Consider the following 25322-nt stretch of genomic DNA (forward strand, 5'->3'; position numbering starts at 1 on the left):
CCGGCCGGTCAGCCCCGTGGGTCGGCCCCGTGGGTCAGCCCGGCGTGCCCGTACCGGTCGGACGGCCCGGACCGGTCGGCCCGCCGGGGGACGCCGAGGCGTAGCTCGCGGTCTTCAGGCTGGTGGTGACCGCGGCGATGGTGTCCTTCGCCGTACGGTTGAAACAGGCGCTGGCCACGAGACCGACGGAGGACGCGGGGTCCGGGCCCTCCCCCCAGGCCGTGAGCTCCCACTGGCCGCCGAGCGCGCGGCAGCCCTCACCCGCGGACGCCACGCCCTTCACCACGAACCGGCCGGACCCCGTGCCGTCGCCCACGGGCGCCTCCACCTGTTCGAAGACGATCAGCACCCCGCCCTCGGCGACCTTGTCCACGGGCGGGCAGACCGAGTAGCGGATCATCTCCTGCTTCCCGCACCCGCCGCGCTCGTGGAGTGGCCCGGAGCCGACGAACCCGACCACCAGGCCCCGCGGGTCGCTGGTCACGAGGGACCGCCAGCCATCGCCGGGCAGTTTCAGCGTCAGCCCGGACAGGACGTCCAGGCTGACCAGCGCGTAGCCGGCGTGCGTGCTCCCCGTCGACGTCGGCAGGGGGGACCCCGGGGCGGGCACCGCGCGGGACGGGGACGCGGCGGGGAGGACCTGCTGCCCCCGGGGCGTCACGGGACCCGCGGGCTGCAGCAACGCGGCGGCCACCACCGCCGCCGCCGTGACGCCGCCGACCGCGGCGAGCGCCCCGGCGGCCACCCGGCGCCGCCTGCGCCGCCGTACCCGCCGCCTGATCTGCGCCATCCGGTCATGGGGCGCGGTCGGCTGCGGCACGGCGCGCTCCAGCAGCACGCTCAGCTCCCACTCCTCCTCCGGCTCAGGCTCCTCATCCACACCGCTCACCACCCTTCGCCAGGCTCGGCACCGCCGCGACCTGCCCCCGCAGCATCGCCAGCGCCTTGGCGGCCTGGCTCTTCACCGTGCCCGGCCGGCAGCCGAGCACCTCGGCGGTCTCCTCGACGCTCAGGTCCTCGAAGTAGCGCAGCACGACCACCGCCCGCTGCCGCGCCGGCAGCCGGCGTATCAGCACCGCGAGCGACTGCTCCAGGTCGACCGAGGCGAAGGGGTCCGCCACCGCCGTCACCGTGTCCGGCACCTCGCCGTGCGGCACCTCGCCCCGCCAGCGGCGCTGCCACCACGACGAGGCCGTGTTCACCAGGGCCCTGCGCACGTACGCTTCCGGGTTCTCCGCGGCTATGCCCCGCCACTTCGGCCACACCTTGGCCAGGACCGTCTGGAGCAGGTCCTCCGCCAGGTGCGTGTCCCCGGTCAGCAGCCAGGCGACCCGCAGCAACCGCGGCCCGCGCGCGGCGACGAACTCCTCGAAGTCCGTCTCCGCATCCCTCACCGTGGTGTCCTTGCCATCGTGTTCCTGTCCGTGCTCCCAGCAGCCTCACACCCCCATGAACCGTCCGGGACCCCGGACCGGTTGCCAGGAATCCGGGATCGCCCTCGTTCGTTGCCGCCTCGGACGGGCGCGCGGCACGCGCTCGTCGCCCAACTGACGGCAGATGAAAGGGCGTTCCCTGTGACAGCCGCCTCCGCACCCGACCAGCCGGAAGCAAGGAGAGCCAGCCAGTGAGCAATGTCACCAAAGGCCTCGGCAAGGTCGAGGTCCGGCTCAAGTGGGACCCCAGCCCGCTCGGCGCACCCGCCAGCGACCTGGACATCGTCGCGGCCACCTACAGCGCCGCCGACCCGCACGGCGTCCCGGCGTACCTCGTCCACTTCGACAGCCGCTCCCCGGACGGCACCATCACGCTCAACCGCGACAGCAAGACCGGCAAGGGGCTGGGCTTCGACGAGATCATGACCCTCGAACTCGACCGGCTCGGTGCCGCCTACCACCGGGTCGTCGTCGGCGTCGTCGTGCAGCAGCGCGACGGCCGGATGACCTTCGGCGACGTCGCGGGCACCGGCGTGCACGTGGTCGAGGGCCACACCGACCTCGCCGCCTCCGACCTCGGCGAGGTCGCGGCCGCCACGGCCGCCACCGTCGGCGAGTTCCGCCGGGGCGACTCCGGCGAGTGGCGCTTCCGCTCCGGCGTCCGCGGGTACGACGCCGATCCGGTGGCCTTCGCCCGCGTGATGGGCGGCGACGCCTCCTGATCGCCGCCGGGAACGCCCGTGCCCTCCCGCGCGCGGCGCGGGAGGGCACGGGCACCACTGGGGGCGGGCTCTAGACGACGCCCTGCGCCGTCATGGCCTCGGCCACGCGCAGGAAGCCCGTGACGTTGGCGCCGAGGACGTAGTCGTCCGGCGTGCCGCCGTACGCCGCGGCGGTGGCCCGGCAGTGGGTGTGGACGTCGCGCATCACCTGCGCGAGCCGGGCCTCGGTCCGCTCGAAGGTCCACAGCTCACGGGACGCGTTCTGCTGCATCTCCAGCGCCGAGGTCGCCACGCCGCCCGCGTTGGCCGCCTTGCCCGGGCCGAAGAGCACGTCCGCCTCCCGGAACACCTCGATCGCCTCCGGGGTGCACGGCATGTTCGCGCCCTCGGCGACCGCCAGCACGCCGTTCTTCACCAGCGTCCCGGCGTCCTGCCCGTCCAGCTCGTTCTGCGTGGCGCAGGGCAGCGCGACGTCGCACGGCACGTCGAAGACCGAGCCGCGCTCGGAGTACCGTGCCGAGGGCTTGGCCTCCGCGTACGCCGACAGCCGCGCCCTGCGCACCTCCTTGATCTCCTTCAGCAGTTCCAGGTCGATGCCGGCCTCGTCGACGACGTAGCCGCCGGAGTCCGAGCAGGCCACCACCGAGCCGCCCAGCGCACGCACCTTCTCGATCGCGTAGACGGCGACGTTGCCCGAGCCGGAGACCACCGCCCTGCGCCCCTCGAAGCCCTGCCCGCGCGTGGCCAGCATCTCGGCCGCGAAGTACACCGCCCCGTACCCCGTCGCCTCGGTCCGCGCGTGCGAGCCGCCCCAGGCGACGCCCTTCCCGGTCAGCACGCCCGCCTCGAAACGGTTGGTGATCCGCTTGTACTGCCCGAAGAGGTAGCCGATCTCCCGGCCGCCCACGCCGATGTCCCCGGCCGGCACGTCGGTGTGCTCGCCCAGGTGCCGGTGCAGCTCGGTCATGAACGACTGGCAGAAGCGCATGACCTCGCCGTCGGAACGGCCCTTGGGGTCGAAGTCGGAGCCGCCCTTGCCGCCGCCGATCGCCAGCCCGGTCAGCGCGTTCTTGAAGATCTGCTCGAAGCCGAGGAACTTCACGATGCCCAGGTCCACGCTCGGGTGGAAGCGCAGACCCCCCTTGTACGGGCCGAGCGCGCTGCTGAACTCCACCCGGAAGCCCCGGTTGACCTGCATCCGTCCCTGATCGTCCACCCACGGCACCCGGAAGATCACCTGCCGCTCCGGCTCGCACATCCGCTCCGCGATCCGGGTCCCCAGGTACTCCGGGTGCCGTTCCAGCGCCGGCGCCAGCGAGCGCAGCACCTCCCCCACCGCCTGGTGGAACTCCGTCTCGCCGGCATTGCGCCGGCAGACGTCCGCGTAGACGGCCTCGATGTGAGCACTGACGTTCATGCGCGCCTTCCCTCGTCCGATGTCCCGGACGCGCTCGCCGTGGCGCCGCGTCCGGCCGTTGCCGTGTCAACGAGTACGGATGGAAGAAAGCAAGGTGTCACCCGGAGCAACTCCGCACACCGAAAGTCACCGGGTCACCCGTACGGGCCGCGCCCTTTTGGTATGGGCGCGGCCCCGCGACGCGGACGGGCTACCCGACGGGAATCGGCCGGGCCCCGATGCGGGCGCAGGCCTGGTCCTGGTCGAGGCCGTCGGCCGGCCAGACGACCTTGCCGGCGGCGCCGGGGTGGTAGCAGGCCGCGAAGGACGTGGGGACGGGCTCGGACGGGCCCCACATCTGCTCCCAGCGCCCTGCGCAGGCCTTGCCGGGGTCCCTGGGGTCGAAGGCCTTGATCGCGTCGGACGGCAGACCCGAGAGGTCCGCGTCGCGCGACAGCGTCCGGGCGCACATCACCTGCGCCCCGGCGTCCTTTCCCCACGGCAGCCCCCCGGCGACGGCGACCACCCCGCCACCGGCCAGCGCGGCGACGACCGCGCCGCCGGCCACGGCGACCCGCAGCGACCGCCGCCGTGTGCTCCGCGGCGCCGCCCGGTCCAGCACGGACCGCAGCGTCTCCCGCCCGTCCGCCGACCGCGCCCAGCCGTCGGCACCCTGCGGGCGCAGCTCCCGGACGGCGTCCAGGACAGGGTCGTTCGTCATGCGTGTACCTCCGAATCGAGCGGGGTGAAGGATGCGGGTCGCGGCTCCAGGGCCGCGCGGAACCTCTTGCGGGCCCGGTGCAGCCGCAGCGCGTAGGCCGCCCTGCTGCAGCCCAGGGCCCTGGCCGCCTGCTGCGCGCTCAGGTCGTACCAGCCCGTCAGCAGCAGCACTTCGCGGTCGTTCTCGGACAGCGACATCAGCACCCGGAACACGCGCTCGCGGTCGCCTATGCGGTCCTCGAACACCTCCTGCGGCGCGCGGTCCATCACCGCGGCCATCCGCGCCGCGAGCGCCTGCCTCCGCAGGTCCGACCGCACCCGGTTGGCGAGCAGCCGGCGCGCCGCCGCCAGCAGCCAGGGCAACGCGTCCTCCGGTACGGACCGCTGCTTGCGCCAGGCCAGCAGGAAGGTCTCCGAGAGCACGTCCTGCGCGGTCTCACGATCCGTACGGTGCATCAGGTAACCCATCACCTTGTCGGCATGGGCCTCGAACCACTCCTCCACGATCCCGTGCCCTCGCGGACCCTCACGTGCCGTCATGCGCACCCTTCCCTCCCAGAACAGGCTGTCACTGGGGAATGTCCGGCACGGCCCCGCCGATTACAGCGCGACCCCGGCGGCCCGTTGGCACGTCCGACGAGTACCGATCCGTCCCGGTTCGGTCACGGCGGCGTCACAGACTGCGGTCACACCCGTGCAGACCGTGATGTTCTGGCACGGTTTCCCCCACAACCACACGACCCAGGGGGACGCCATGTCGACGCCTCAGCACCCGCAGCCGCCCGGACCACCCGCGGGACCGCCGCAGCCGCCCGGCGGCTGGCAGGGCCCGGGATGGGCGGGGCCGCCGCCGCAGCCGCAGCCGCAGCCGCGCAAATCCAGCACGGGGAAGATCATCGGGTTCGGATGTCTCGGCGTCGTCGTCCTCGTGATCGTCGTCGCCGTCCTCGCGACGGTGGCGAGCAGCGGCGGCGGCGGCGGCAGCGGCGACCCGAAGCCCGGTGCGTCGAAGGCATCGACCGACAGGGGCGGGAAGAGCGACGGCGACGGCCGCCAGGCCGGCCCGACCGGCGACGTGAGGATCGACTCATGTGAGGTCGACGACGTCATGCACTGGCCGAGCGCGAAGCTGACCGTCACCAACCGCAGCTCGAAGACGTCCAACTACGCGATCCAGGTCGAGTTCGTGGACGCCGGCGGCACACGCATCGGCGAGGGCTTCGCAGCGACGAACAACCTCGGCCCGGGCAAGGTCGCGAAGGAGACCGCGCAGGGCACCGGCGACGTGAAGGGGAAGGTCACCTGCCGCGTCACCGAGGTGACGCGCTACGCCTCCTGAGCACGGGTACAGCCGACGGAGATCGTTTCCCGCGAACATCGCGGAGCAGCGACTCCCACAGGTTCCAGCCGCGGAAGCACTCCACAACGCAAGCGGAAGCAGCAGTCGCCGACGCACACGTGGGAGAGGGGCCAGGAGAATCCTCCGGGCCCCTCTCATGTCACGCGCCCGGTCAGAGCCAGTCGTCCCAGATGCCACACGCCATCAACCGGGTCAGGACCTCGGCGCCGGAAGCGTCCTGGCGTACGACGCGGTAGTAGTACAGGCCGAGCCGGTCCTCGTGCACCGTGGTGTCCATGAAGAACGCCCTGTCACCCGTCGTGCCCTCGGCCAGGGTGACGTAAGCGGCCGTGGCCGGGTCCCAGCGCTCCACACGGTAGCTCGCGAACCGGGAGCAGTCCCCGAAGCCAGAGCTCTCGGAGCAGCCGACGTACAGGTTCGGGTACTGCCCCTCACCGACCTCGGTCTGGGTCCAGCCCGGCGGCCGCGTGTCGGGCAGGGTGACCGAGACCTCGGCGGGGTGGAGGACGTCGAGTGGCTCGTCGTCGTACAGAAGCCGGTCGTCCGTAGCGGCCACCTTGTAGACGTGGGTGGCGCCGTCGGGGACCGTCGGGCAGAGGATCTCGGTCCCGGCCAGGGAGCTGCCCCTCCAGCAGTTCTCCTTCCAGACCGTCTCGCCGCTGTCCGGGTCCGTGATGCCCTGCCACACGTGGTAGCCGCGGACGTCGGCATCGGCGGGCGGCGTCCAGGTCAGACGGACACCGAGCGGGACGGGTTCCGCGGTCAGGTTCCGCACCGGGGCGGGACGCTCGGTGTCCGGGGTGGTCTCCGTGGCGGCCGGGCCCGGCTGAGAGACGTGCCCGTACCGGTCGGTCGTGACGACCCGGTACGCGTACGTCGTCTCCGACTTGCCCTGGACGTCCCAGCAGCTGCCGTTGACCTGCTTGTGAGCCGACAAGGGGGCGTCGCCGCCCGTCCAGGTCCAGTACGTCTTCGGGTCCTCCAGCGGCTCGTCCCATGGGGTGGACGGCTTGCACTTGTCCACGATGCGGGTCTCGCCGGTCGCGGTGTCGGTCCGGACGATCTTGTACGAAGGAAGGGGCCCTTCGTCCACGGTCCACGGGTCGACGCTGCTCCACGCGATCATCACGCCCTCGTCGAAACTGCGGGCGGTGGTCTGGAACGCGGGGATCGCCTCCGGCCGGTCGGCCATCTCCAGCGTGATCTCCGCCGGCGCGGCGGTGTTGCCCTTGGCGTCCACCGCGCGCACCGCGTACCGGTAGCTGTCGGCGACGGCGACCGACTGGCGGGGCACCACGTCGGTCTGCGTGGTGGTGCTTGCGGGCAGGGCGTCGACATAACCGCCGCTCGCCGGGTCGTACTGGACGACCTGGTACGAGGCGGCTCCGGTCACGGACGACCACACCAGATGCGGAACACCCGATCGGTACTCCACGCGGACCTTCGCGACGGCGGCCGGCGGGGTCAGGTCAGAGGTGGTGAAGGTCGCGGCGGCCGAGTACGCCGACCAGTTCCCGGCGGCGTCCCGTGCCCGGCCCCGGTAGGTGACCTTGCTGCCGTCGGCCGGCCAGCCGGTGTCGCAGATCGCGCCCTTCGCGCCGGAGTAGACGGTGCCCCAGCTCTTCGTCGCGGCGTCGAGCCGCTGCATCTCGTACCAGGCGATGTCGGCGGCGTTCGCCGCGGTGGTGACCAGCTCCGGGGCCGCGTAGGGCTGGTCGGACGGGCACGCGTCCATCTCGACGAACGGCGCGGCGGGCGGCGTCTTGTCGACGGTGGCAACAAGCTGGTCGGCGCTGCCGCTGGAGACGTTGCCCGCCTTGTCGACGGCCCGCACCTCGTAGTAGTAGGCCGCGCCGGTCTTCGGCAGGGTCCTGTCGGTGTACGCCGTGGCGGTGGTCGTCGCGAGCGCCTTGGCGCCGTACGACGCCCCCTTCAGCCGCCGGTAGACCCGGTAGTTCCCGAGGTCCATCTCCCTGTTCCTGGACCAGGTGAGCTTGGCCGCGCCGGTGGCTGTGTCGTAGGAGACGGCGGCGCCCGCCGGGGCGAGCGGCCTGACCCTGTCGACGTCGACGGAGGTGCGCGGCGTGTATGCGTACTTGACGTTCGCGGCGCCCGTCCAGTTGACGAAGTCGACGCGAAACGTGTGCTTGCCGCTGGGGATCGTCACATTGACCGTCTTCTTGACGGTGGCGGAGACGTTCTTCCACAGGTCGATCTTGCGGACACCATCGAGGTAGACCCGTATGCCGTCACGGGCGGACACCGTGAACGTGAAGGGGCCACCGGAGCCGAAATCGCGCGTCACCGACCAGCGCACGCCGAAGTTGTTGGACGGTACGCCGGAGACGGGTGCGCCCGTGCCCCAGTTCTGGTCGATCACGGAGTCGCAGTCCGTCCTCTTCGGTGTGCCCGAGAACGTCGTGTTCGCGAAGAACTGCCGTTTGAAGACGGGGGAGGTGCAGCTCACCGCCGCGGAGGCGGGCGCGGCGGTGGCGGTGAGCACTCCGCCTGCCACGGCCAGAACCAGGGCGGTGGCGGTGATGCGTCTGGGCTTCATCAAGTCCTTCAGGCCTGTTCGGCGACAGACGTCGATCAGACGTCGCGAAACAGGACCGACAAGAGGGTCGGTTGGTTGTATGAACCTCGATCGGTCGCCGTCGAGAACCACACCAACCGGGCCTCGGCGTCCCAGCAGCCCAGCATGGTGGTCGGGGGGTGGCCACTACGTCTGGCAGTGGCGGGCCGGGTCAGGACACGCGAAGTGGGCGGGCAGGGGAGCTGCGGTTAATCCCCTCCTCAACTGTCACAGCGATGACATACGCTGCGCATGCAGCCGCGCCCTTAGCGTCGTCCCCACATGGACGGCGTTCGGGTGTCGCGCGGCCCGACTCATCACCCGGTCCGTCCACCGGGCTTCCTCGTGGGGGTAGGAATCAACGTGCGCATGCGCACCGTGTCGACCGTGCTCGCGGTCGTCTTCAGCTCTACGGCCATAGCCGCCGGCACCATGGGTCCCGCCGCAGCGGACTCCAGCACGGCCCTGTCGATCTCCTCGTACGGCGACATCGCCGTGGACGGGGTCCACCAGCGGGTCTACATCAGCGATCCGGACGGCAACAAGGTCGTCGTCACCGACTACGCGGGCAAGCTCGTGGCGACCGTTCCGAGCCTCCCGGGAGTGCGGGACCTGGCGATCACGCCGGACTCCGGCACCGTCTACGCGGCCGTTCCGGGTGACGACTCCGTCGTGGCCATCGAGACGTCCACCGCGACCGCGGCCGCGCGCTACCCGACCGGTGAGAACACCGACCCGCAGACCCTGGCGGTCGCGGGCGGCCGGGTCTGGTTCATCTACGGCCAGGAACCCCCGCACCACCTGGGCTCCTTCGACCCCTCGCTGGGCACCCCCGAGATCGCTCTCGACCAGCTCCCCGGCCTGTACCTCCCCGACGCCCCCGAACTGGAGGCGGCCGGGAACACCCTCGTGCTCGGCATCCACGGCACCTGGTCGGGCCTCGCCGTGTACGACGTGTCCTCCGGAGCCCCCGTGCTGCGCAAGGAGGGCATGCCGCCCGAGGCCACGAGCTACATGCACGACTTCGCGCTCAGCGCCGACGCCAAGAAGATCGTCGCCGCCTCCGGCGAAATGCCCTACGCTGCGACGGCGATCAACACCGAGGACCTCACCCGCACCGGCGCTTACCCGGTCGAGGCCAGCAGCCCCAACGGTGCCGCGATCGCACCGGACGGCACGGTCGCCGTGTCCACGTTCAGCTGGTACGACACGGACATCTCCGTCTTCAAGCCCGGCACGACGACGCCCTACCGGACCTACACCTACGACCAGTACGGCTCGGGCGGCGACACCATCCGCAACCAGGGCCTCGCCTGGGCCCCCGACGGCAGCAGGCTGTTCGCCATCGCGGACGGCAACAGCGGCATCCACCTGCGCGTCCTCAACGACGCCGCCCGCTACCCGGTCAAGGTGAGCGTCTCGGCCCCGGCCAAGGCCACCCGCGCCAAGAAGCTCAGCGTCACCGGCAAGCTGACCTCCGACAGGTCCTTCCCGTCCGGCTCGAAGGTCACCGTCACCCGCACCGACATCGACTCGCCCAAGGGCAAGTCGCTCGGCACGAAGACGGTCGGCTCCACCGGCGCGTTCTCCTTCACCGACACGCCGCCGGCCGGCGGCAACGTCACCTACACCGCGCAGTACGCCGGTGACGCCACGCACTCCCCGGCGTCGGGCAAGGACACCGTCGCCGTGTCGCGCAACGCCACCGCCCTGACGCTCAATCACAACAAGAGCGTGTACAACTACGGCACCGACGTGTCCTTCACCGCGCACCTCGGTTCCACGTACAAGAACCGCACGGTCGAGATCTGGGCCGACCCCTACGGCTCGGACAAGCCGAAGAAGCTCCTCAAGACCGGCAAGGTCAATTCCAAGGGCAACCTGTCCGCCACGGTCGACATGACCCGCGACACCACCGTCACCGCGGTCTTCAAGGGCGACGCCCGCTCGGCCAGCAAGACGGTGAAGGTCACCTCCTACGCCAAGGTCAAGGTCTCCACGACGATCTCCAAGCAGTACAAGACGGCGAAGATCGGCTCGACCTCCTACGCGTACTTCCACAAGAAGACGAACCCGGTCTTCACCACGACCATGACGTACTACAAGAACCGCTCGCAGCGGCTGAGCCTGGAGGTCTACTACCAGGGCAAGTGGCGCGACGCGGGATCGCAGTACTTCGCGCTCGGCACCAACGGCAAGTCCACCGTGACCCTGCTCGGCCCGCACGACACCGGCTACCGGATGCGGATGCGCGCCTCGTACGTCAACGGCTCCTCCGGCGACAACGTCAACTCCACCACGTACGGCGCCTGGAAGTACTTCTACTTCACCAAGTAGCACGACCCGGCCAGACACGGCAGGGCCCCGCGCCGCGGGGCCCTGCCACTTTTCCGGCCCGGCCGGACCGGGGCCCGTCCTGCCGTTCCCTCACGGACCCCTATCGGCCCGTACGCGGTGTTCCGCTGCCGGCCCCGCCCGACGAGGACCTCCGGGGCGACGGACTCGCCTCAGCCATGCAAAGTCCAGGAATGCCGAAGAGCCCAGGTCACCGACGTGACCTGGGCTCTTCGTATGGAGCCGCCTAAGGGAATCGAACCCTTGACCTACGCATTGCGAGTTGTCCGACCTTGGTCTGGTGGCGTCCACGGGTGTCCGTCACGAAGGCTGCATCCCCGGTCAGCCCCCATGTCGGATGGCGGTGGACAGATGCGAACCGCCCCGGACTGGCGTCGACTGAGACTCCAACTGAGACCAGGACCGACCCCTCATGCCGAGTTGCGATGGTCCATCGTCAGCCGGCCCCTAAGTAGCTATGAGGTCATCGGTAGGGTGCGTGCTACCTGCTCTGGAGATTCCGCCGCAGGTCACGAGGGGTGGGAAGCACATGAGAAAGCTGTGGGTCTGCGGCCTGGCACTTGGCATGGCAGGGCTCGTCGGGTGCTCCGGCACAGGCGAGGACTCGAAGGAAGCGGCGCCCAGTGCCACGCCATCCGCCGTGACTCTCGCAATCAGCGGGAGGGTGAAGGTCGAACTGTCCACCGATGACACGGGTCCCGACATCGGCAAGCCGTGTACGCCTCCGCCGGGCTCCAAGGTCAAGTCCGGGGCTGAGGTCCGTGTGACGGATGGCGATGGCAAGATTCTCGGTACCGACCGGCTTGAGCCGGGCTTTGCCAACGGATCCGTCCTCATCTCGTGCGAATTCGGCTTCTTCTTCAAGGTGCCTGGCGCGTCCGAGAACTACGTGATGACCGTGGAAGGCTTCCCACCGATGTCCTACACCCGTGAGGACATTCGACGCGGCCTCTCCCTGTGGGAGACAGACCGGGGCACGCTGTCTCAGGGGTAGCCGCAGCGGCACTTCGAGCCTTCTTGAGGTGCACGATCACCGGCTCCGCCGCCGTCCACGGTCGGCGGAGCCGACGTCAAGAGGTCTGCGCGCGACGTCTTTTCGAACGGTGCATCAACCGACTCAAGCAATGGCGCGGCCTGGCCATGCGAACGGACAAGCTCGCCATTGCCTACCAGGCCGCACTCCACCTCGCCGCCATCCTCATCTGGACAGCCGGTTGACCGCCGAAGCACCTTGCCCGCGAGGATGGCCACATGGACGATCTTGTGGAGTTCCTCGTCGCACGCATCATGGACGACAACCATGCCTACGCCTACGTGGCCGGCACCCTGGGCGGCGAGGCTCTTCTCGACAGCCACCTCCCCATGCTCGATCTGATCGAGCAACTGGCGAACGACTACGAAGCCATGGGCCCCTGGGACTCCCGCTCGGCCGGCCTGGCATACGCGCTGCGAGTCCTTGGCCAGTCATACGCCGAGCACCCCGCCTACCAGCAGGAATGGCGCCCATAGCCTTTCAAGGAGACAGTCCCTAACCCTCGCCTTACAAGTTCGTCTCCTGGCCTGTGGGAGCAGCGAGTCCGGCTCTGCAGCAGGCGGAGACAGTCCGCCGGCTACCGCCACGGTCCCTGCGCGTACCGCCGTGTTGCCGTCACTTTCTGCCGTCGTAACAGCAGTGGGCATGAGAAGCGACAGCACCCGCGTTCGCCGATGATCGGAGCGCCGAACCGGGCGTGGGGTCGCCGCCCGTGCTATTGGATGCTCCAGCGGTGCGGATGGTCGGGATCGGTGGGGCAGGCGAAGACGTTCAGCTCGCCGAATCGGCCCACAACTACTTCGGTGGGGGTGCCGGACCGATGAGCAGGCAGGTCTCGATCCTCTAGCGGCTTCCAGCTGCCGCTTCCGCCGTCCCATTCCGAGCTGTCGATGGTCAGCAGTAGGTGCATCGGCGTGCGGCAGGTCTGGCAGTCCATGGGGTACGGGTCGGTGGCGTGCCAGGAGGCGAAGCCGCCGACGCGCCAGCCGGGCGGGATCGACAGGTCGTACTGGTAGCCGACCGCGTGGGCTGCGATCTCGTCGGCCGACTGCTCGGCCTCCTCCTCCTGGGTCTCGTCCCAGGCGTCGAGCCGGGCGCACAGGTCCTCGGGCAGGAGATCGGCGAACGGATAGCTGACCACCTGCTCCGGGTGCAGCACGCAGGGCTCGGGCACGAATCCATCGGACCCGACAACCAACGGCTGCGGGGGAACGGCCAACACGTCCCCGACCTCCCACGACTGCCGCCAGCGCAGATGCAGATTCAGGTCGTACCGGCTCGGGCCGTGCGCGTCGAAGGGACACCAGAACACCTGGAGCAGGTCGCAGTCCTCCGGCCCCGGCGGCATGTCCGGGACATCCCGCCGGTACAGCTGCGCCAGGCCGATCATCGGCAGCGGATCCGTCTCCGACATCTCGGGGAGCCGGTGCTCCAGGTACAGCTCGGCCAGGAGATCCCGTTCCTCCTTCGTAGGGCCCGGGCTCTGTTCCCGGGCCCACGCGGCAGCCAGGATCCGCCGGTAGCGGTGGATGTCGGCCGGGCGCCGACCTCGTCCCCGTCCGTGGGCCTCACCGCACACCGGCCAGGGCTCCTCCGCCGGCCACAGCATCGGACCACCCACTGAGCTAGCAGACATCTGAGGGCTGCCCGGTCGCGGGTGGAGCCGCGTGGTCGTACCTCGGTAGGCAGCCAGTTCCGGGAAGAGCACCTCGACATCAAGCGGGCGCGACGGAGTGGTCCTCGTCATGGAATGCGACCTTAGACACTCGGAGATCTTGGCCGTCGAGCACCCCCTGGCAGCAGCCTCTGCAGTGCTAAAGCTGCTGTCGAAACCCGTGAACATTTCGATTCGCTCACCGGGTCGGCTGCCTCCCAAACCGGTGAACATTCGCTGTCCGTTCTCGTGGACAGAGCCACATGGGCTTCTGCCTCGGCAGCGATCCCAGGGCCGGAAGCGCTTCGGCGCCCATCTGAACCCGTGACTGAGACCAGAACTGAGACCGCCGACACTCGCGCAGCCCGTGCACAGTGCTCTCGCCGCATCCGCTTAACGGAAAAGCCCAGCTCAGACAGTGTCTGAGCTGGGCTCTTCGTATGGAGCCGCCTAAGGGAATCGAACCCTTGACCTACGCATTACGAGTGCGTCGCTCTGGCCGACTGAGCTAAGGCGGCAGGCTGCCGAGACAGCTTCGCATCGGCAGCGGGCACAAGTCTACACAGTTCTTGAGGGGCCCCTGACCAGGGTGCTGTCGGGTCGGGACGGGGCGGCGGGGCCCCTCACGGGGTCAGCAGGTCTTGCCGTCCGCCGGGGGCGTGCCGTCGAGGAGGTAGCGGTTGACGGCGGAGTCGATGCAGCTGCTGCCGCGGGCGTACGCCGTGTGGCCGTCGCCGTTGTAGGTGAGCAGGACGCCGGAGTCGAGCTGGCCGGCGAGGGACTTGGCCCAGGCGTACGGCGTGGCGGGGTCGCGGGTGGTGCCGACGACCAGGATGGGGTCGGCGCCGGTGGCCTCGATGCGGTGGGGCTTGCCGGTCGGCGTGACGGGCCAGTAGGCGCAGATCAGGCTGGACCACGCCAGGTTCTTGCCGAAGTGCGGGGACTCGGCGGTGAACGCGGAGACGGACTGCTCGGCGGCCGGCGGGCCGGACAGGGCCGGCGGCAGGTCGAGGCAGTTCACGGCGGCGTTGGCGTACATGAGGTTGTCGTAGCGGCCGCGGTCGTCGCGCTCGTAGTACGTGTCGGACAGCGCGAGCAGACCGCTTCCGTCGCCCTTGTTCGCCTTGGTGAGGGCGGTGCGTAGGGTGGGCCACATCGACTCGTCGTACATCGCGGCGATCACGCCGGTGGTGCCGAGCGCCTCGGTCAGCTTGCGGTCGCTGCCGGTGTTCAGGGGCTTGGCGTCCAGCTGCTTGAAGAAGGCGTCGAGGCGGTGCCCGGCGTCGGCGGAGCTCTTGGTGCCGAGCGGGCAGTCGCGGTGGCCGACGCAGTCCCGGGCGAAGGCGTCGAAGGCGGTCTCGAAGCCGGAGGCCTGGCCGCGGCTCGCGTCGAGGGCCGAGATCGACGGGTCGACGGCGCCGTCGAGGACGAGCCGACCGGCCGTGTCGGGGAACAGCTCGGCGTAGGTGGCGCCCAGGAACGTGCCGTAGGACTTGCCGACGTAGTTGAGCTTGCGGTCGCCGACCAGGGCGCGGAAGACGTCCATGTCGCGGGCGGAGTCCACCGTGCTGATGTGCTTGAGCAGTTTGGCGGAGCGCTGCTCGCAGCCGCCGGCGAACTCCTTGTCGGCGGCGACGAGGGCGTTGACCTCGGCGCCGTCGTCCGGGGTGACGTCGGTCGCCGTGAAGGCGTCCATCTGGCGGTCGCTGAGGCACTCCACGGGCTCGCTGCGGGCCACACCGCGCGGGTCGATGGCGGCCATGTCGTAGCGGGAGGTGACCGCCGACGGGTAGCCGAAAGCCGCGTACTGCAGGTAGTCGATCGCGGAGCCGCCGGGGCCACCCGGGTTGACCAGCAGGGTGCCGAGCCGCTTGCCGCCGTCCTCGGCCCGCTTCCGGGTGACGGCGAGCTTGAGGTCGCTCGCGGCGGACGGGTGGGCGTAGTCGAGGGGGACGCGCATGGTGGCGCACTGCATGCCCGGCATGTCCTTGCACTCGCGCCAGGACAGGCGCTGCTCGTAGTACGGCCGGAGGTTGCCGTAGGCGTCCGCGGCAGCGCCCGAGGGCGGCGGCCCGCCGAGCGAGCCCGCCGGGGACGAGGCGGCGGCACTGTGCGTGCTGCCACCGGTCGTGCACGCGGACAGCATCAGCCCGGCGACGGCGAGGACGGTGCCGGAGGTACGGAGCAGGCGCGGGGTGTGCATCGGAGCCTCGGTTCCTCGTGGTGGTCATCTGGAGCGTATCCGGAGGGCCGGTGGCGAACCGCCCTCCACAGTCCTCATACGGGTGATTCCGGCCCGCGCCGTCAGGGACGGTCCGGACCGTCGAGCTTCTCGGTCGCGTACCCGGCGACGAGGGCGAAGAGCCGCCGCCGCGGGGCGATGCCGTCCAGCACCCGGACCCCGGCGGACACGCCACGCACCCGTTCCCGCAGGGCGAGGGCGGAGCGCCGCGCGTCCTCCTCTCCGGAGGGTACGGCGAGCAGCAGCGCGGGGCGCGGCATGTCACCCCCGGGGTATCCGCGGTCGGTGGAGGAGTAGTACGGCGGCGGGCCGGACCGGTCGATCCCGTCGTAGCCGCCCGAGACGCCGATCGCCGCGGTGTACCCCTCGGAATCGGTCAGCTGCTGCCGTACGACGCAGGCCGCGTCCCCGTCGGCGCCCAGCAACGCCCGCGCGGGGCGGCCGGGCAGGACGCGGTAGAGCCGGGCGACCGCGACCGGGACGGCCGCGGGACGGGCGCCGGGGCCGGTGTCGCAGTGGGCGGGCAGCACGACCACGAAGGGGTCGGCGATGCCCCGCAGCGACTGGGCGGCGAAGCCGGCGAACAGATCCGGGTCGGCGGGGTCGATGTGGGCCACGACCAGGGGGAAGTACACCCCGACGGAGTCCGGGTAGTCGTACTGCGGGGGCAGCCACACCCGCGTGCCGTCGGACAATTCCTGGAGCGTGCCCCCGGCCGGGTGACCGAGGGTGCGCGGCGGCTCCAGCCCGGCGTCCACGGGGTCGGACGGCACCGGCCGCGGGGGTGGCGCGGACGGCGGCCGGGACGGCGGGGGCGCGGCGGCGGTGACCGGGCGGGGCGGCGGGAGCGAGGGATCCGCCGGGCCGGACGGCGACCAGACGGCCAGCGTGACCGCCACCGCGGCGGCCAGCGCGGACCCTGCGCCGCGCAGCACCGTGCCGGTGCGCTCGACGGGCAGTTCGTACGCGCGGCCCGCGCGCTGCTCCCACCAGTGCCGTAGTGCCGAGCGGGCGAGCGCCACCGCCACGACCCCGGCCGCGGTCAGCAGCGCGTACAGAACGACGACCTCGGCCACCTCGGGCACGTGCGGCACCACCTCGGCAGGTCCCCCACGGCGCTTCGGGCACGGGCGCGGCACCCGCGCCGTAGGCAGGGGGGAGCGCACCCCGTGCGCTGGGATCACCCCCGCGGGGACAGCGGCCGGGGGCACCGCACAGCAGCCTGCGGCAAGGCCGGGCGCACCGGGGAGCGGCGACGCGCGAGCGCCGCAAACGATCACCCGTCCGCCGGATGATCAAGGCGCAGGGGGCGGTCCGCGCGGCCGCTCCCGCGCGCCGGCGGTCAGCCCGCGCGCAGGGCCAGCGTCATCGCTTCGACGGCCAGCAACGGCGCGACGTTCCTGTCCAGGGCCTCACGGCAGGCGAGCACGGCCTCGATGCGGCGCAGCGTGTTCTCCGGCCGCGAAGCCCCCGCGATCCGCTCGACGGCGTCCCGCGCCTCGACGTTCGCGATGGCCACCGACGTGCCGACCTGCACCGCCAGCACGTCCCGGTAGAAGCCCGCCAGGTCGGTGAGGGCCAGGTCGAGGGTGTCGCGCTGGGTACGGGTGGACCGGCGCTTCTGCCGGTCGGCGAGCTCCTTCATCACGCCCGCCGTGCCGCGCGGCATCCGGCTGCCCGCCCCCGCGGCCGCGCCGAGCGCCGTGCGCAGCTCCTCGGTCTCCTTGGCGTCCATCTCCTCGGAGACCTGCTTGGCGTCCTCGGTCGCCGCGTCCACCAGCTCCTGCGCGGCCTTGAGGCAGCCCCCCACGTCGTCCACGCGCAGCGGCAGCCTCAGCACGGCCGCGCGGCGGGTGCGCGCCCCCTCGTCGGTGGCGAGCCGGCGGGCGCGGTCGATGTGCCCCTGCGTGGCACGGGCGGCGGCCTCGGCGATCACAGGGTCGATGCCGTCGCGCCGGACCAGTACGTCGGCGACGGCGTCCACGGGCGGGGTCCGCAGCACCAGGTGCCGGCAGCGCGAGCGGATCGTCGGCAGCACGTCCTCGATGGAGGGCGCGCACAGCAGCCACACCGTCCGGGGCGCGGGCTCCTCCACGGCCTTGAGCAGCACGTTGCCCGCGCCCTCGGTGAGGCGGTCGGCATCCTCCAGCACGATCACCTGCCAGCGGCCGGAGGCGGGCGACAGCGTGGAGCGGCGGACGAGGTCGCGGGTGTCCTTGACGCCGATGGAGAGCAGGTCGGTGCGGACCACCTCGACGTCGGCGTGCGTACCGACCAGGGTCGTGTGGCAGCCGTCGCAGAAGCCGCAGCCCGGCGCCCCGCCCAGCGCCCGGTCCGGGCTCACGCACTGCAGCGCGGCGGCGAAGGCGCGGGCGGCCGTGTCACGGCCCGCGCCGGGCGGGCCGGTGAACAGCCAGGCGTGCGTCATCTTCGACGCCGTCGGCAGCGCGCTGCGCGCGGCAGCCGCCGTCACGAAGGCGTCGGCGTCCCGCGCGGCGGCGGCCAACTGCTCCGTCACCCGGTCCTGGCCGACCAGGTCGTCCCATACCGCCATCGTGCCCGCCCGTCCTGTGGTGCCGCTGCTCTTGCGTTGTCCGGCCCCACCATTGTCGGGTACGCCACGGACACCCTGCGGGGCGGGCGGGGGTGCCCCTTGCGGCCCGTTGTCGTGTGCGGGTTGTTTGCGCCTGCGGCGGGCATCCCCCGCCCGCCCTCCCCCAGCCTTCGGCCGGGGGGACCCCCATCCCGCACGGTTGGTGCGGGCCTGCGCGCGTGTGTGGTGGGCCGGGGTCGGGGCCTCCGGGGCTGGGCATTCTGGACCGCATATTTATGTGCATGGCGGGCGGTCCAGGTCCTTGCCGTCTGTGCCGCACAACACATACACGTCAGCGTCCAGAACGCCCACCCTCCCCCAGCCTTCGGCCGGGGGTGCCCCCAACTCCCCCGCCCCCTCCGTATCGCGGGCGACCAACGGCCGGTGGGGGTTCACAGAGCGGTCCGGGGTCGCCGCAAGTGCCTCACTCCGCCCACCGGCCGTCATACGCCCACACAGCGGGAGGGGGTGTGGCGGGGTGCGCCCATGGGGGTCCCCCCGGCCGAAGGCTGGGGGAGACGAGCGGCGAACGCGGCGCCGAACGACGCAGGGCCAAACCGCGAGCGCTGTGGGGGTCCCCCCGGCCGAAGGCTGGGGGAGTGCGCCGGCGCGGCACCGACCCAGGCACACGGTGCGCGACCCGCACTGACCGCGCCGGATGGGGGTCCCCCCGGCCGAAGGCTGGGGGGAGGGCGGGAGGGCGGGGGATGCCCGCCGCAGGCGCAAACAACCCGCACACAACAACCGGGCCCGACAGGTCAGCCGGAGGCGCGCCGGTGGCGGCGGGGCGCGGCAGGGGCCCGGACGGGCTTGCGGCGGAGCATCACAAGTGCCGCCACCGCGGCGATGCCCAGGGCGACCAATGCGGAGGCCACGCCCGCGGTGACGTCGGAGGGGCCGGTGGAGGTCGACGCGGAGGTGAGCCCCGCGGCGGGGAGGCCCGTGCCCGGGCCGGTGGACGCCGCCGCCGTCACCCCGGGCACGGCGCCCGCGAGGGCGGAGGGGGCGGTGGCGGCGGTGCCCGGCGACGGGGTCGCCGTCCCGGCCGGGCAGGCCACCGTGAAGCGCTGCGGCTTCGCGTCGGAACCGGCCCACCGGAAGCGGTAGTCGCCGTCGGCGAGGACGACGCGGCCGGTGCTCCCGGTGCCCCGGGCGCCGGTGACCAGGGTGCCGACGACCGCGTCCTCGCCCCGGGCGTACGAGACCGTCCAGTTGACCGGCTGGTCGGGGCCGAAGCCCTCGGCCTTGAAGTAGAAGGTGCACACCGTGGCGCCGTCTTCGCGCGTCCTGCCCAGTGCCTCGTCGTAGAGGCGGACCCCGGACCGGTCGGCGGGCGCGCCGGAGGCGTGCGCGGCCAGGCCCAGGAGGGCCGCGGCGGCGGCAGCGGCGGCGAGGGCCGCCGCCGTGGTACGGATGCGCATGTTCAGAGTGTCCCGGAGACTCGTGCGGAGGGCTGCGCCGGGGTCCTTTTCCGGCCAGTGACATATGTGGAGCAACGGCGTCCATATCCCCCCGGACGGCGCATCCGTGGGGCGCACGCCCCGTCAGATGACCGCCGGCGCCGGCCTACAGCGACAGCCGCTGCACCCCGCTGGCGACCGCGCGCTGTTCCGGCACCTCCGTGCCCGTCCAGCAGGAACCGCGCCGGGCCAGCAGCCGGCGCAGCCACACCTCCGTGGCGACCAGGTCGGTGAGGCCGTCGACGGGCACCGGTTCGCCGTCCGCCGCGGCGCGCAGGGCGGCCCGTACGACGCGGGCCTCGACGAGCCCGGCATCCGCGAGCAGCGGGGCCTCGAAGAGGTCGAGCAGGTCGTCGACGGCCGCCCGCAGGCCCGCACGGACGGCGACGGCCGTGGAGACGTGGGAGTTGGCGCCCCAGCCGGGCGGCAGTTCGCGGATGCCCGCGCCCGCCAGGACGGAGCGCAGGATCGTGGTGCGGGCGCCCGGCTGGACGCGCAGCGTCTCGGGCAGCGCCCGGCAGGCCCGCACCACCTGGTTGTCCAGGAAGGGCGCGTGGAGCCGCTGGCTGCGCACCTCGGCGGCCTGCTCGAAGACCCGGTGGTCGGCGGCGTGCCGGGCGAGCGCGGCGCGCGCCCGGCGCTCTCCGGGGCGCTCCACCGTCGTGCCCGGCCGGGAAGCCGCCTCCTGCAGGCGAACCGATACTTCGGCGAGCGCCTCACCGGTCAGCCAGCGCGCCGCGGGGCCCGGCCGGCACCACGCGAGGGCCGCCAGCGACGCGGCCAGGGCGTCCCCGTGCTCCTCGAAGCGCCGGGCCAGCAGGCGTGCCGCGGCGTCCTCCACGCCCTGCCGGTAACTGGTGCGGGCCAGCCGTCGCGCCGCCCGGTACACCGTGAACGGCACGAACACCGAGCGCCCCGAGGGCCCGTCCGCCCGCGCCAGGGCCGTGACGGGGCGCAGCAGGCCGCGCCGCCGCCGGTCCATCAACAGGTCCGCCAGGCGCGCCGGATGGGCGTCCAGCACCTGCCGGGCGCCGTGCCCCACGAAGTGGTCTGCGCCGCCGGCCGCCAGGCGCCGCCGGTGCCGTTCCGCGGTGACCAGCGAGGGGCCGGGCTCGTCGGTGAGCGGCCCGCTGTCCAGGAGGTCGGCGTACGGCAGGGACTCCGGCCCGCCCGGTACGACGACGTGGTGCAGCCGGGGGTCGGCGGCCATGCTGCGGGCGCGCTCCAGTTCGGCCTCGCGCCCGTGGACCCCGCCCGTGGCCAGGTCGTTGAAGGTCACCGCCAGCAGCCGCTGCCCGGCGGCGGAGCCGTGCCCGAGCGGTGTGCCCGGCATCCCCGGCAGGCCCGCGGCGAGCAGGGCGAGCGTGGAGGAGGCGCTGCCCCCGGACAGGTCGGCGCCGATGCCCGGCGCCGGGGCCTCGCCCGGGTCCGGTACGAAGCGGGGCTGCGCGAGCCGCGTCCGGACGGCGTCCACCAGGGCGTCCCGTATGCCGGCGAGCGCCCGGTCCGGGTCGGCGGAGGCCGCGGGGGTGCCGGCGACGGCGAGCGAGGCGGTGGGCTCGTAGCCGCTGACCTCGGGCACCCCGTCGCGCATGATGAGCGCGTGCCCGGGCGGCACCCGGCGCACCCCGGCGTACGGGGTGCCTTCGCCGAGCGCCTCGGGCGAGTCGGGGCAGGCCAGCAGCGCCGCCAGGTAGGTCACGTCCAGGGCGGCCTCGGTGAGGTCGGCGAGCGGCAGCGCGGCCGTGCCGTACGCCGTGCCCCGCGCCCACTGGGTGTGGAACACCGGCCGGGCGCCCGCGAGGTCGCCCAGCACCGTGACGCGGCGGCCGATCTGCAGGACGCAGGTGTAGCTACCGGCCCAGGCCGTCAGATGGCGCAGCGCCCCGCCGCGCGCCGCGAACAGCCCCACCCGCAGGTCGGCGTCGGAGGCGGCGCAGCGGCCCAGCACGGCCAGCCGCGCCACGGAACCGTTCTCGGTGTGGACGATCCGCACCTCGTCGGGGCGCCAGTCGCCCACCATCCACAGCGGATCGGGGTCGCCCCACAGGAGTTGTGCGCCGACGGGCTGCAGGGTGCGGCCGGCGCGCGTGCCGGGAACCTGTCCCACGGCAGCGCTGCTCCACCCCACCAACCACCGCATCGCCGCCTCCACAGGTTGTGGATTACGTGGGCCACCGTGGCCAACCGGCCCCGCGGCAGGCCGAACTGCCGCCCCGTCCGAGGAACATGCTGCCACGGAGCGGCGCACAAAGAGGCGCATGAGGACATGGTTGAGCGCCGGACCGCGCGTCACGCGCGGTCCGGCGCGGGCCGGTTCGGCCCAACTCCCCCTTGATCATGGCCACTTGGAACGGGCCACCGGATTTCAAACGTCATTTTCCGGTCAATGTCCGGGCAGCCCGCATTCGTCCGTTCTGCGACGTGTGGGGGTCACGGTCCGGGAGGCGTGGCGCACCTCCCGGACCGGTCCGCCACCCGCGGGGATTGTGGTGGCGGAGCCCCCTGACCCGCCACAACCCCCCATAGCCGCACATGAGAGCCGCGGGCCAACCCACCCCACCATGGAACCCCTACCGCCCGAACCGGCACAGAGCGCGCGGATGGGCGCACAGCCGCATACGCCGGTAGCACGCGCCACCAGCAGGAGTCGCCAGGCCGCATTCAGGGCAGGAATCTCGCCATCCGGGACAACAGCTCTTAACGGGCGGGATACGGCGAACTACGCTGGGTTCACCCGAGAAGCGATGGTCCCGGCAGCTCGGGGTCCGGCGCATGCCCGGTGGCGGGCTGCGGCGGACCCGGCACGCCTCCACAAGAGGCGCCGGGCCAGCCGTTGTTGTGCGTCGAGAGGGTGTGACAGGCGTGGCAGGCGTACGCGGCCCTCGCGCTTACGGCGAGAGGTGGTAGTGGTCATGACCAAAGAACCCCGAGGGCCCAACGAGAAACTCGGCACCCTTCTCGCCCTGGCCGGCATCAGCAACGCGGGACTCGCCCGCAGGGTCAACGACCTCGGCGCCCAGCGCGGTCTGACCCTGCGGTACGACAAGACCTCCGTCGCCCGCTGGGTCACCAAGGGCATGGTGCCGCAGGGCGCCGCCCCGCACCTCATCGCGGCGGCCATCGGCAGCAAGCTCGGCCGTCCCGTGCCGCTGCACGAGATCGGCCTCGCCGACGCCGACCCCGCGCCCGAGGTGGGCCTCGCCTTCCCCCGCGACGTCGGGGAGGCCGTCAAGTCCGCCACCGACCTGTGGAAGCTCGACCCCGGCCGGCGCGGCCCGGGCGGCGGCGGCATCTGGCAGAGCCTCGCCGGCTCCTTCGCGGTCAGCGCGTACGTCACGCCGGCCTCCCGCTGGCTGATAACCCCGGCCGACGCCCGCGTCGCCCGCGAGGACCCCGCCCCGGGCACGCACCACGTCGGCCACTCCGACGTCGCCAAGCTCCGCGAGGCCGCGGAGGACGCCCGGCGCTGGGACTCCAAGTACGGCGGCGGCGACTGGCGTTCCGGCATGGTCCCCGAGTGCCTGCGGGTCGAGGCGGCCCCGCTGCTGCTCGGCTCGTACAGCGACGAGGTCGGCCGCTCCCTCTTCGGCGCCACCGCCGAACTCACCCGGCTCGCCGGGTGGATGGCCTTCGACACCGGCCAGCAGGAGGCCGCCCAGCGCTACTACATCCAGGCCCTGCGGCTCGCGCGCGCCGCCGCCGACGTCCCCCTCGGGGGCTACGTGCTGGCGTCGATGTCGCTCCAGGCCACGTACCGCGGCTTCGCCGACGAGGGCGTGGACCTGGCCCAGGCCGCCCTCGAACGCAACCGCGGCCTCGCCACGGCGCGCACGATGTCCTTCTTCCACCTCGTCGAGGCCCGCGCCCACGCCAAGGCCGGCGAGAGCGCCGCGTGCGCCGCGGCCCTGGCCGCCGCCGAGTCCTGGCTCGACCGCGCCCGCGACGGGGACGCCGACCCGCCCTGGCTCGGCTTCTACTCCTACGACCGCCTCGCCGCGGACGCCGCCGAGTGCTACCGCGACCTGCGTGTGCCCGGGCAGGTGCGCCGCTTCACGGAGACGGCCCTCGCCCGGCCCACGGAGGAGTTCGTGCGCTCGCACGGGCTGCGGCTCGTGGTCTCGGCGGTCGCGGAGCTGGAGTCCGGCAACCTGGACGCGGCGTGCGCGGCCGGGGTCAAGGCGGTGGAGGTGGCCGGGCGGATCTCGTCGGCCCGGACGACGGAGTACGTGCGGGACCTCCTGCACCGGCTGGAGCCCTACGGGAACGAGCCCCGCGTCGCGGAGCTGCGCGAGCGGGCCCGACCCCTGCTGGCGGCCCCCGCGTAACCCTCCGGGGTGCGGCGGGTGCCGCTTGCGGCCGGTTGTTGTGTGCGGGTTGTCTGAGCCGCAGGCGCAAACAACCCGCACGCAACCACCGGGCAGCCCGGCGCAGCCGCGCGCAGGCGCAAACGACCCGCACGCAGCGACCCGGCGCGAACAACACGCCCCGCCGACAGGTTTGCACGCGGCGCGGACGGGCCAAGCCTTACGGGGGAGGTGACCGCGCGCATGGACACCACGGACGTCGTCGTCATCGGCGCCGGCATCGTCGGCCTCGCGACCGCGTACGCGCTCACCCGTACCGCCCCCGGCACGTCCGTCCTGGTCCTGGACAAGGAGGACGGCCCCGCCCGCCACCAGACCGGCCACAACAGCGGTGTGATCCACAGCGGCATCTACTACCGCCCCGGCTCCCTCAAGGCGCGGTACGCGACGCAGGGCGCCGCCGAGATGGTGAAGTTCTGCGCCGGCAACGACATCCCGCACGACGTGACGGGCAAGCTGATCGTCGCCACGGAGCGGGACGAGCTCCCCCGGCTGCACGCCCTCGTCCAGCGGGGCCGGCAGAACGACATCCCGGTGCAGGAGCTGGGCCCCGCCCGGATCGCGGAGCGGGAGCCGCACGTACGCGGCCTGGCGGCGATCCACGTCGGCACGACGGGGGTCTGCGACTTCACCGCGGTCGCCGCGGCCATGGCCCGCCTCACGACCGAGGGCGGTCGGGCCGACGCGCGCATCGCGTACGGCACGGAGGTCCGCGCGATCCACCGTGACGGCCCGAGCGTGATCGTCGAGCCCCACGACGGCCCGCCCGTCCGGGCCAAGGCGCTGGTGAACTGCGCCGGCCTGCACTGCGACCGCATCGCGCGGATGGCCGGGGAGGACACCTCCGGCGTGCGCATCGTGCCGTTCCGCGGCGAGTACTACGAGCTGCGCCCGGAGCGCGCCGACCTCGTCCGCGGACTGGTCTACCCCGTCCCCGACCCCGCGTTCCCGTTCCTCGGCGTGCATCTGACCCGTGGCTTCGACGGCTCCGTGCACGTCGGCCCGAACGCCGTCCCCGCCCTGGCCCGCGAGGGCTACCGGCGGCGCACCGTGCGCCCGCGCGACCTCGTCGAGACCGCCGCGTTCCCCGGCACCTGGCGGATCGCCCGCCGCCACTGGCGCTACGAGGCCGGCGAGATCCGCCGGTCGCTGTCGAAGCGGGCCTTCGTGGAGTCCGTGCGGCGGCTGCTGCCCGCGGTGAGCGCCGACGACATGGTGCCGGCCGCGGCCGGGGTGCGGGCGCAGGCCGTGCTGCGCGACGGGACGCTCGTCGACGACTTCCTCATCACGGGCGACGGGCCCTTCGTCCACGTACTGAACGCCCCCTCGCCCGCCGCGACGGCCTCGCTGCCGATCGGCCGGGAGATCGCCCGCAGGGCACTGGCGGTGCTGGGGCGTACGTAAAATCGACG

Annotated in this window: 19 protein-coding genes, 1 tRNA gene and 1 pseudogene; 8 read left to right on the forward strand and 13 right to left on the reverse strand. The window is 72.6% G+C overall.

The annotated features are described in order from the left end of the window. Positions 1-34: 34 nt before the first annotated feature. Positions 35-880: a hypothetical protein gene (locus tag AC1VWI_RS21050; protein ID WP_499512565.1), complete on the reverse strand. Its 846-nt coding sequence runs from the start codon at positions 878-880 to the stop codon at positions 35-37. Then, positions 873-1394 (reverse strand): SigE family RNA polymerase sigma factor, encoded by a 522-nt coding sequence (locus AC1VWI_RS21055; protein WP_499512566.1) that lies wholly within the window; start codon positions 1392-1394, stop codon positions 873-875. Before AC1VWI_RS21055 ends, AC1VWI_RS21050 begins: the two co-directional genes overlap by 8 nt. A 230-nt stretch (positions 1395-1624) precedes the next feature. Between AC1VWI_RS21055 and AC1VWI_RS21060 the strand changes: the two genes are divergently transcribed. Next, positions 1625-2155 (forward strand): TerD family protein, encoded by a 531-nt coding sequence (locus AC1VWI_RS21060; RefSeq protein WP_499512567.1) that lies wholly within the window; start codon positions 1625-1627, stop codon positions 2153-2155. Positions 2156-2225: 70 nt separating this feature from the next. Here the strand turns inward: AC1VWI_RS21060 and gdhA are convergent, their stop codons facing one another. The 3 genes from gdhA to AC1VWI_RS21075 form a co-directional block, all read right to left on the reverse strand. Further along, the gene (gene gdhA, locus AC1VWI_RS21065) at positions 2226-3572 is read right to left on the reverse strand and encodes an NADP-specific glutamate dehydrogenase (protein ID WP_499512568.1); all 1347 of its coding nucleotides are present in this window, start codon (positions 3570-3572) and stop codon (positions 2226-2228) included. A 190-nt stretch (positions 3573-3762) separates the two neighbouring features. After that, positions 3763-4272: a hypothetical protein gene (locus AC1VWI_RS21070; RefSeq protein WP_499512569.1), complete on the reverse strand. Its 510-nt coding sequence runs from the start codon at positions 4270-4272 to the stop codon at positions 3763-3765. Next, entirely contained in the window at positions 4269-4811 is a 543-nt protein-coding gene (locus AC1VWI_RS21075) for an RNA polymerase sigma factor (protein ID WP_499512570.1), read from the reverse strand. Before AC1VWI_RS21075 ends, AC1VWI_RS21070 begins: the two co-directional genes overlap by 4 nt. A gap of 154 nt (positions 4812-4965) precedes the next feature. Between AC1VWI_RS21075 and AC1VWI_RS21080 the strand changes: the two genes are divergently transcribed. Further along, complete coding sequence (locus tag AC1VWI_RS21080) at positions 4966-5610, forward strand: FxLYD domain-containing protein (protein WP_499512571.1); 645 nt, start codon at positions 4966-4968, stop codon at positions 5608-5610. 172 nt (positions 5611-5782) lie between these two features. Here the strand turns inward: AC1VWI_RS21080 and AC1VWI_RS21085 are convergent, their stop codons facing one another. Then, on the reverse strand, positions 5783-8188 hold the full coding sequence (locus tag AC1VWI_RS21085) for a PA14 domain-containing protein (RefSeq protein ID WP_499512572.1): 2406 nt from the start codon (positions 8186-8188) through the stop codon (positions 5783-5785). Between the two features lie 387 nt (positions 8189-8575). Between AC1VWI_RS21085 and AC1VWI_RS21090 the strand changes: the two genes are divergently transcribed. The 4 genes and pseudogenes from AC1VWI_RS21090 (at position 8576) to AC1VWI_RS21105 (ending at position 12070) form a co-directional block, all read left to right on the forward strand. Continuing rightward, on the forward strand, positions 8576-10543 hold the full coding sequence (locus tag AC1VWI_RS21090) for an Ig-like domain repeat protein (RefSeq protein WP_499512573.1): 1968 nt from the start codon (positions 8576-8578) through the stop codon (positions 10541-10543). Between the two features lie 547 nt (positions 10544-11090). Then, positions 11091-11555: a hypothetical protein gene (locus AC1VWI_RS21095; RefSeq protein WP_499512574.1), complete on the forward strand. Its 465-nt coding sequence runs from the start codon at positions 11091-11093 to the stop codon at positions 11553-11555. 92 nt (positions 11556-11647) lie between these two features. Continuing rightward, a pseudogene (locus AC1VWI_RS21100) lies at positions 11648-11779 on the forward strand (IS5/IS1182 family transposase); the annotation flags it as partial. A gap of 33 nt (positions 11780-11812) precedes the next feature. Then, positions 11813-12070 (forward strand): DUF6221 family protein, encoded by a 258-nt coding sequence (locus AC1VWI_RS21105; RefSeq protein WP_499512575.1) that lies wholly within the window; start codon positions 11813-11815, stop codon positions 12068-12070. A 239-nt stretch (positions 12071-12309) separates the two neighbouring features. On the opposite strand, the gene AC1VWI_RS21110 is transcribed toward AC1VWI_RS21105, so the two are convergent. The 7 genes from AC1VWI_RS21110 to AC1VWI_RS21140 all read right to left on the reverse strand — a co-directional run bounded on the left by AC1VWI_RS21110 (position 12310) and on the right by AC1VWI_RS21140 (position 21686). After that, positions 12310-13341, reverse strand: coding sequence for a hypothetical protein (locus AC1VWI_RS21110; protein WP_499512576.1), 1032 nt, complete (start codon positions 13339-13341; stop codon positions 12310-12312). A gap of 348 nt (positions 13342-13689) precedes the next feature. Beyond that, positions 13690-13766, reverse strand: a tRNA-Thr gene (locus AC1VWI_RS21115). A gap of 113 nt (positions 13767-13879) precedes the next feature. Then, positions 13880-15451: an alpha/beta hydrolase gene (locus AC1VWI_RS21120; protein ID WP_499512577.1), complete on the reverse strand. Its 1572-nt coding sequence runs from the start codon at positions 15449-15451 to the stop codon at positions 13880-13882. A gap of 101 nt (positions 15452-15552) precedes the next feature. Then, entirely contained in the window at positions 15553-16575 is a 1023-nt protein-coding gene (locus tag AC1VWI_RS21125; protein WP_499512578.1) for a hypothetical protein, read from the reverse strand. A gap of 257 nt (positions 16576-16832) precedes the next feature. Next, positions 16833-18044 carry a DNA polymerase III subunit delta' gene (locus AC1VWI_RS21130; RefSeq protein ID WP_499512579.1) on the reverse strand — a complete coding sequence of 404 codons (1212 nt, stop codon included), beginning with the start codon at positions 18042-18044 and terminating at the stop codon, positions 16833-16835. Between the two features lie 797 nt (positions 18045-18841). After that, positions 18842-19504: a hypothetical protein gene (locus tag AC1VWI_RS21135; protein WP_499512580.1), complete on the reverse strand. Its 663-nt coding sequence runs from the start codon at positions 19502-19504 to the stop codon at positions 18842-18844. A 145-nt stretch (positions 19505-19649) separates the two neighbouring features. After that, positions 19650-21686: an asparagine synthase-related protein gene (locus AC1VWI_RS21140; RefSeq protein ID WP_499512581.1), complete on the reverse strand. Its 2037-nt coding sequence runs from the start codon at positions 21684-21686 to the stop codon at positions 19650-19652. Positions 21687-22458: 772 nt separating this feature from the next. Between AC1VWI_RS21140 and AC1VWI_RS21145 the strand changes: the two genes are divergently transcribed. Next, positions 22459-23871: an NsdA family TPR-like regulatory protein gene (locus AC1VWI_RS21145; protein WP_499512582.1), complete on the forward strand. Its 1413-nt coding sequence runs from the start codon at positions 22459-22461 to the stop codon at positions 23869-23871. Positions 23872-24093: 222 nt separating this feature from the next. Next, the gene (gene lhgO, locus AC1VWI_RS21150; RefSeq protein ID WP_499512583.1) at positions 24094-25314 is read left to right on the forward strand and encodes an L-2-hydroxyglutarate oxidase; all 1221 of its coding nucleotides are present in this window, start codon (positions 24094-24096) and stop codon (positions 25312-25314) included. Positions 25315-25322: the final 8 nt, after the last annotated feature.

Source organism: Streptomyces sp. TOM-9 (assembly GCF_056858595.1).